The organism is Pseudomonas salomonii (assembly GCF_900107155.1).
GTDB classification, from domain to species: Bacteria; Pseudomonadota; Gammaproteobacteria; order Pseudomonadales; family Pseudomonadaceae; genus Aquipseudomonas; species Aquipseudomonas salomonii.
The window spans coordinates 146952-153915 of record NZ_FNOX01000012.1 but is presented as its reverse complement, the minus strand read 5'-3'; the positions used below and the strand labels follow the sequence as shown (position 1 = coordinate 153915).

The window sequence follows — 6964 nt, the reverse complement described above, 5'->3', positions numbered from 1 at the left end:
GTAACGAGCTTGGCGTCCTCGCCGTCAGTCTTGGCCGTCTCGACAGGACTGTCCTTAGCCTCAGTAACGAGCTTGGCGTCCTTGCCCTCAGTGATGACTGACTTTACGTGCCCTTCCACACTATCAGTCAGTACGGGCTTTTCAGGCGGTAAAGGCGCATTAGTCCTGGACGTCACAACAGCGATGGCACGCGATTCCTTGCCGGCTTCATCAATGGTCTCAGGGCAATGGCAGTGGTTGACATTAACCTCCACTTTGATCTGTGGGTTTGCTTCAGTTGTCACATTAAAAACGCCGGGTTCACGTGCCTGCGGTAAAACACGGATCCCGGGGGCACGCGTTTCTGCTTGATGCGAATCCTCACTCGACTTCTCTTTCAGTTGATTCGCAACATCCGATATAACCTTGGACAACACACCGACTGGCAGCCTCTCTTTGGTTTGAACGCCTGCAACGTGTATGTCCTTGTGCTGCGAACTTTCATCCAGCGTGCTCTTCGTTTGAGTGTCTACAGCCGGGGTGTTCTTAAGCGGCTGGCCTGTTTGCAATGTCGCTTTGGATTGGATGCCTGCAACGGCTGCGTCCTTTTGCGGCGAACTTTCTTCCAGCGTGCTATTCACTTGAGTTCCTACAGCCGTAGTGTCCTTAAGCGGCTGGCCTGTTTGCAATGTCGCTTTGGATTGGGCGCCTGCCACAGCTGCGTCCTTTTGCTGCGAGCCTTCTTCCAGCTTGCTTTTCGATTGAGCCTCGGAGGAAAAGGCGTCCTTCACCTGCGATTTAGTGTGCGCAGGCGCGCCGATCGGAACGCCTGCATCCGGTTTGGCGAGGACCGAGCTAGCGGCGGGAGACCTTTGATTAGCGATTTCAGCCTTGCCCGAAAACATCTCCCGCATGGCACTGATAAGTTGATCAAACATATCAAACAGTTTCGTGAGCACGCCGGCATTATTCAACCCGTCACGCTGCAGCGTTGCGGAAAACTCAGTGTTGGGGGCGGATGGCGTGTGCCCAAAACCAGCCCCGGACATGCTAAGCGTCGTGCCGACACCGGGACCTTTTGACGGTTTCGGGTCAAGGGGCAACGCATCATTTTTGATAAAGGGCGAGTTATTGATCGAAAAAGGCATTAACAATTTCCTAATTAAGCGCGGCCTTGGCAATTAAATACCCAGAACAGCGATCGTTGTTTTAAGTGCTGCAAGCAACCGAGTCGCTTCACAGTCCCCACGTTTGTGGAGCGCGTGATTATTGAGTTCCAGAAATCGCGCTTCATATAAGGAAACCAAATCAACCTTTAAGACTTTTCCCCGTTGTTATTCCCGAAAAGTCCAGACGTCGCAAGACCCTACCGGCGAGAGCACGGACACACGCACTTATAAACTGCCAAGACGGCAATTAAGCGACATAATTAACCGGCCAGCGAAACGACAACCTATGATATTCCGCACTCAGTGAAACACCTTTCGCAACACCCATTGCGCGATATTAAAAATGCAACTAACTGTTCAGAAAAAGCCCGTAGTCACTTCTGAACGCTGATCGACGTCTTCTGTTACTTCCCAACGATAAAAGTCTCAGCCAGCAAAAAAACGTCACTTCTCAAGCCTGGCAAGCCTCCCCGGTAATACCTTTAAATGCAAAAATGCTCCGTATCTTTCAATACGGAGCATTTTTGCAACAAAGACTGCTGTGATCACTGCACTACGCAGGGTCGGGATGCTTCATACCCAATAAGCGACTGACCTGCTCCAGCCCGGTTTCACGGCGCAGCGCGGTAAACAGCTCGACCGCTTCAGGATAGTTGCGCGTCAGCATCGCCAGCCATTGCTTCAAACGGCCCGGCGCCTGCTTTTCGGTGAGTTGCGCCATCGATTGGCGCCAGAACTCGTGGAGCATCGGCTGCATGTGCGCCCAGGTCATTTCCACCACCTCTTCACCGGCTTTCGCCGCCACAATCTGCCGCGCCAGGTCCGGACGGGCCACCAGGCCACGGCCGAGCATGATGTCTTCGGCGCCGCTGACTTCGCGACAGCGCTTCCAGTCTTCGACGCTCCAGATATCGCCATTGGCAAACACCGGCACCTTGACCACGTCCTGCACCCGCGGGATCCACTCCCAGTGGGCCGGCGGTTTGTAGCCATCGGTCTTGGTGCGCGCATGCACCACGATGTGCGCAGCACCGCCTTCGGCCAGGGCCGTGGCGCACACCAGCGCGCCGTCGGGGCTGTCGAAGCCCAGGCGCATCTTCGCAGTGACCGGGATATGCGCCGGCACGGCGCGGCGCACGTGCTCGACGATCTGGTTGAGCAGCTCAGGCTCCTTGAGCAAAACCGCACCACCACGGGATTTGTTGACCGTCTTGGCCGGGCAGCCGAAGTTCAGATCGATGACCTGCGAACCCAGCTCACACGCCAGCGCAGCGTTTTCCGCCAGGCACACCGGGTCCGAACCCAGCAACTGCACACGCAATGGCACGCCCGCTGCGGTGTGGGCACCGTGCAGCAGCTCGGGGGCAAGCTTGTGGAAATAGGCCGGTGTGAGCAGGCGGTCGTTGACGCGAATGAACTCGGTCACGCACCAGTCAATACCGCCCACGCGGGTCAACACGTCCCGCAGGATGTTGTCGACCAACCCCTCCATGGGCGCCAAAGCAATTTGCATGGGAAACACTCAACAAAAATCGTGGCGCAGTTTACTGGGTTTCCCGCAGTAACCGTTAACCCCCTGTCAGGGCCGGGCCATAGCCGTCAAGAAACTCGGCGGGCATGCGCTTGGGTTTGCCGCTGGACAGCTCGATGCACACAAAAGTGGTTTGCGCACGCAGCAGGGTCACGCCATCACCGGGGCGCACCAACTGGAAACGCCGGGTCATCTTCAGGCGCTGGTCCCAGTCGACGATCCAGGTGGCCAATTGCAGCTCGTCACCTTCGTAGCCGGCCGCCAGGTAGTCGATCTCATGACGCACCACGGCCATGGCGCGGTCCAGCCGCCGATACTCAGTGAGGTCCAGCCCCAGGCGCTGGGAGTGGCGCCACGCACAACGCTCCAGCCAGGACACATACACCGCATTATTGGCGTGCCCAAGACCGTCGATATCTTCAGCGGCGACCTGCAGGTCGATGATAAACGGCGCTGCCAGATCCCAGCCCATGCCTTGCTCCAGTCGATGAATGTCGCCGGGCAGTGTATCAGGCGGTTTGCCGCTCCTGTGAACGACGGCCGGCCAGCAGCGTCAACACGGCCTCGATCACCCGGGGGTCGGCCAGCACGCGCTGGTGGCCGCCCTGCTCCAGGCGCAGCAGGCGGCTGTCGAACCATGCCTCATGGATGGCTTGCGAGGCTTTGACCGGAACAAAGGTGTCGTCTTCAGCGTGCACGATCAACCCCGGCAGGTTCATCTGGTAGTGGGCCACATCCAGGTGCTTGAGCGGCATGCCGAAAGTCTGTTCGACCTCCTGGATAAACGCCGAGCGCGCACGCGGCGGCAAGCCCATCATGCGGGTAAAACCACGCAGCACATCCAGCAAACGCGAGGGCGCGGCAATGCTTACCAGTGCTTCCGTGCGCAACCCCAATTGCACCGCCAGCATCGCACTGGCGCCGCCCATGGAATGCCCGACCACCGCATGCAGCGGCGGCAATTCAGCGGCAGCATCGAGCAGGGCGCGGGCAAACAGCAACACATGCGCTTCACGCCCCGGCGAGCGACCATGGGCCGGGCCGTCCAGGGCAATCACTGAATAACCGTCAGCCACCAGGGCGGTGATCAGACTGGCAAACTGCGTAGGGCGCCCTTCCCAGCCGTGCATCAGCAATACCGCAGGCCCTTGACCCCAGCGCAACGCCGACAAGCCGAAACGCAAGGTGATGCGCTCCGATTGCGCCAGCAGCGGCAGCTCCCAATCTCGCGGCGGCAGGTTGCGCGGCGTCATGAAGGTGCGGCGCAACTTGCTGGCCACCGTGTGCGGCGCGAGGCGGCCGACGGTGCCATGGAAACCTCGAATCCAGGTGAATGCGCCCATCACACGACTCCTTTTTAACGCACCGCCGACTTGGCAGCGCGCAACACGCGGTCGGACAACTCACCCGGGCCAAGCGCACGGGCCAGGGCCAGGCCGCCGATCATCAAGGCCATGTCGGCCAAGGCCTTGTCGGTGTCTTCGGGGCCGGCAGCCAACTGGGCGGCCATCAACTCTGTGTGCTCGTTGAGCGCCAGGCGAAACTCATCCGGCAGACGGCTCATCTCGCCCACGGTGGCCGGGATCGGGCAGGCGTGGTCGGTGGAGTCGCGGTGCTTGCGCGACAGGTAGAACGCCGCCACCAGGCTTCTGCGCTCCTCACCGGTCAATTGCGCATCCATGTCGTCGATCGACGCACGTCGCCGAGCCAGCAACTGGGTGAAGGCCTCCAGCATCAGTGCGTCCTTGCTTTCAAAGTGCGCGTAGAAACCGCCGACGGTCAGCCCGGCGGCGCCCATGACTTCACCGACACTCGGTTCGGCCGGGCCACGCTGGATCAACGCCGCGCTGGCAGCCTGCAAAATGCGTTCGCGGGTTTGCGCTTTTTTATCGCTCATCGAAGCCTCCGTCTCTCATGGGTTGAATATTATTACCATAATAATATTTAGCAAGCGACAGGCATGACCGCTGGTCAGGACAGAATAAAGGGTATTGAGGAGAGGATTGGCCAAACGCCAGACAAACAAAAGGGCCATTCAATAATTGAATGACCCTTAAAAATCCCGCAGAGCGGGTAATCGTGGCGTCCCCTAGGGGACTCGAACCCCTGTTACCGCCGTGAAAGGGCGGTGTCCTAGGCCACTAGACGAAGGGGACACAAACCTTCTATACACTGATCAGCGCTGAGAACTGATCGATTCAAGGACGGTGTGGCCGGAACCTTGAACCTGTAAAATTGGTGGAGCTAAACGGGATCGAACCGTTGACCTCTTGCATGCCATGCAAGCGCTCTCCCAGCTGAGCTATAGCCCCGGATTTTTCGTCTCGCGACGCAGCAGACCTTTCGAACTGCTTGTTGAAACTGGCGTCCCCTAGGGGACTCGAACCCCTGTTACCGCCGTGAAAGGGCGGTGTCCTAGGCCACTAGACGAAGGGGACAAAACCTTCTGTACAACCGATCAGAGCTGAGTTCTGATCAATTCAAGGACGGTGTGGCCAGACCTTGAACCTGTAAATTGGTGGAGCTAAACGGGATCGAACCGTTGACCTCTTGCATGCCATGCAAGCGCTCTCCCAGCTGAGCTATAGCCCCTCATCGGTGAGGACGGGGCGAATCTTAATGGCGGTTTGGAAGTGTGTCAAATTTATTTTCAACAATTTCCAAACTTTTTTGCCGGGATAACAATCACTTACCGGCGAAACCCCGGAAAACCGGGGTTTCGTCGTAACAACAGGCTGCTTAAGCGATAGCGCCCAGCAGCTTTTCCCACTCTTTGTTTTCTTTCTTCGACACACCCCCAAGCAAATCAAGGGCTTGGCGCAGACGGAAACGCGTGAGGTCCGGGCCGAGAATTTCCATCGCATCGAGCACCGACACCGAACTGGCCTGCCCGGTGATCGCAGCAAACATCAGCGGCATGGCATCGCGCAATTTCAGTTCCAGCGATTCCACCACTGCCTGGATCGTCGCGGTGATCGCCTCTTTCTCCCACTGACGCAGGCTTTCGAGCTTCCACAGGATCAACTGCATCAACTGGCGAACCTGATCGCCGGAGAGCTTCTTGGACTCAAACAGCTTGGCATCCGGGCTCACGCCACCGGCGAAGAAGAAGCCGGCCAATGGTGCGACCTGGCTGAACGTCTCTACCCTGCCCTGCACCAGCGGCGCGATCTTCATCATGTACTCGGGGTTCAGCGCCCACTGCTGCACGCGGCTGGCGAACTCGTCCACCGGCAAGTCACGCAGCCACTGGCCGTTGAGCCACGACAGCTTCTCGATGTCGAAGATCGGCCCGCCGAGGGACACGCGCGACAAATCAAAGTTATCGACCATTTCCTGCAGCGAGAACTTCTCGCGCTCGTCCGGCATCGACCAGCCCATGCGGCCCAGGTAGTTGAGCATCGCCTCGGGCATAAAGCCCATGCGCTCGTAGAACGTCACCGACGTCGGATTCTTGCGCTTGGACAGCTTGCTCTTGTCCGGGTTACGCAGCAGCGGCATGTAGCACAGCTGTGGCTGCTCCCAGCCGAAGTATTCGTACAGCAGAATCAGTTTTGGCGCCGATGGCAGCCATTCTTCGCCGCGCAGCACGTGGGTGATGCCCATCAGGTGGTCGTCGACCACGTTGGCCAGGAAGTACGTCGGCAAGCCGTCGGTCTTCATCAGCACTTGCATGTCCATGCGGTCCCACGGGATCTCGACATCACCACGCAGCATGTCCGGCACCACGCACACGCCTTCGCTCGGCACTTTCATGCGGATCACATGCGGCTCGCCGGCGGCCAGGCGCTGGGCCACTTCTTCCTTGGACAGCAGCAGTGCGCGGCCGTCGTAGCGCGGGGTTTCGCCACGGGCCTGCTGCTCGGCGCGCATCTGGTCGAGTTCTTCGGCGGTGCAAAAGCACGGGAAGGCGTGGCCCATGTCGACCAGTTGCTGGGTGTACTGCTTGTAAATGTCGCTGCGCTCGCTCTGGCGATACGGGCCGTGCGGGCCGCCAACGTCCGGGCCTTCGGCCCAGGTAATGCCCAACCAGCGCAAGGCATCGAAAATCTGCTGCTCCGACTCACGGGTGGAGCGCACCTGGTCGGTGTCTTCGATCCGCAGGATGAATTCACCGCCGTGCTGCTTGGCAAAGCAGTAATTGAACAAGGCGATGTAGGCAGTACCGACGTGGGGATCCCCAGTAGGCGATGGCGCAATGCGCGTGCGGACGGTGGTCATGGCAGGTCTCGAATGGGCGATAAAACTGAAAATTGAAACAAGGGGCGAATGGTAACACCAGCAT

Annotated in this window: 6 protein-coding genes and 4 tRNA genes; all 10 read right to left on the bottom strand. The window is 58.8% G+C overall.

Annotation, left to right across the window (positions count from 1 at the left end; translation table 11 throughout):
• Positions 1 to 1127: hypothetical protein (locus BLV67_RS33035; RefSeq protein WP_167365892.1), on the bottom strand; the 1127-nt coding region annotated here is incomplete at its 3' end.
• A gap of 574 nt (positions 1128 to 1701) precedes the next feature.
• The gene (locus tag BLV67_RS25315) at positions 1702 to 2661 is read right to left on the bottom strand and encodes a tRNA dihydrouridine synthase (RefSeq protein ID WP_065911760.1); all 960 of its coding nucleotides are present in this window, start codon (positions 2659 to 2661) and stop codon (positions 1702 to 1704) included.
• A 55-nt stretch (positions 2662 to 2716) separates the two neighbouring features.
• Positions 2717 to 3151: an acyl-CoA thioesterase gene (locus BLV67_RS25310; RefSeq protein WP_065911758.1), complete on the bottom strand. Its 435-nt coding sequence runs from the start codon at positions 3149 to 3151 to the stop codon at positions 2717 to 2719.
• Between the two features lie 37 nt (positions 3152 to 3188).
• Entirely contained in the window at positions 3189 to 4022 is an 834-nt protein-coding gene (locus BLV67_RS25305) for an alpha/beta fold hydrolase (protein WP_069786611.1), read from the bottom strand.
• Positions 4023 to 4036: 14 nt separating this feature from the next.
• The gene (locus BLV67_RS25300) at positions 4037 to 4576 is read right to left on the bottom strand and encodes a TetR/AcrR family transcriptional regulator (protein WP_065911754.1); all 540 of its coding nucleotides are present in this window, start codon (positions 4574 to 4576) and stop codon (positions 4037 to 4039) included.
• 183 nt (positions 4577 to 4759) lie between these two features.
• A tRNA-Glu gene (locus tag BLV67_RS25295) sits at positions 4760 to 4835 on the bottom strand.
• Positions 4836 to 4915: 80 nt separating this feature from the next.
• A tRNA-Ala gene (locus BLV67_RS25290) sits at positions 4916 to 4991 on the bottom strand.
• 50 nt (positions 4992 to 5041) lie between these two features.
• Positions 5042 to 5117, bottom strand: a tRNA-Glu gene (locus BLV67_RS25285).
• A gap of 78 nt (positions 5118 to 5195) precedes the next feature.
• A tRNA-Ala gene (locus BLV67_RS25280) sits at positions 5196 to 5271 on the bottom strand.
• A gap of 147 nt (positions 5272 to 5418) precedes the next feature.
• The gene (gene gltX / locus BLV67_RS25275; RefSeq protein ID WP_069786610.1) at positions 5419 to 6900 is read right to left on the bottom strand and encodes a glutamate--tRNA ligase; all 1482 of its coding nucleotides are present in this window, start codon (positions 6898 to 6900) and stop codon (positions 5419 to 5421) included.
• Positions 6901 to 6964 lie beyond the last annotated feature (64 nt).

What these genes read in the sequence shown, in the direction of transcription:
- BLV67_RS25315 (WP_065911760.1), bottom strand. Translation starts at nt 2,661, where the DNA reads ATGCAAATTGCTTTGGCGCCCATGGAGGGGTTGGTCGACAACATCCTG.
- BLV67_RS25310 (WP_065911758.1), bottom strand. Translation starts at nt 3,151, where the DNA reads ATGGGCTGGGATCTGGCAGCGCCGTTTATCATCGACCTGCAGGTCGCC.
- BLV67_RS25305 (WP_069786611.1), bottom strand. Translation starts at nt 4,022, where the DNA reads ATGGGCGCATTCACCTGGATTCGAGGTTTCCATGGCACCGTCGGCCGC.
- BLV67_RS25300 (WP_065911754.1), bottom strand. Translation starts at nt 4,576, where the DNA reads ATGAGCGATAAAAAAGCGCAAACCCGCGAACGCATTTTGCAGGCTGCC.
- gltX (WP_069786610.1), bottom strand. Translation starts at nt 6,900, where the DNA reads ATGACCACCGTCCGCACGCGCATTGCGCCATCGCCTACTGGGGATCCC.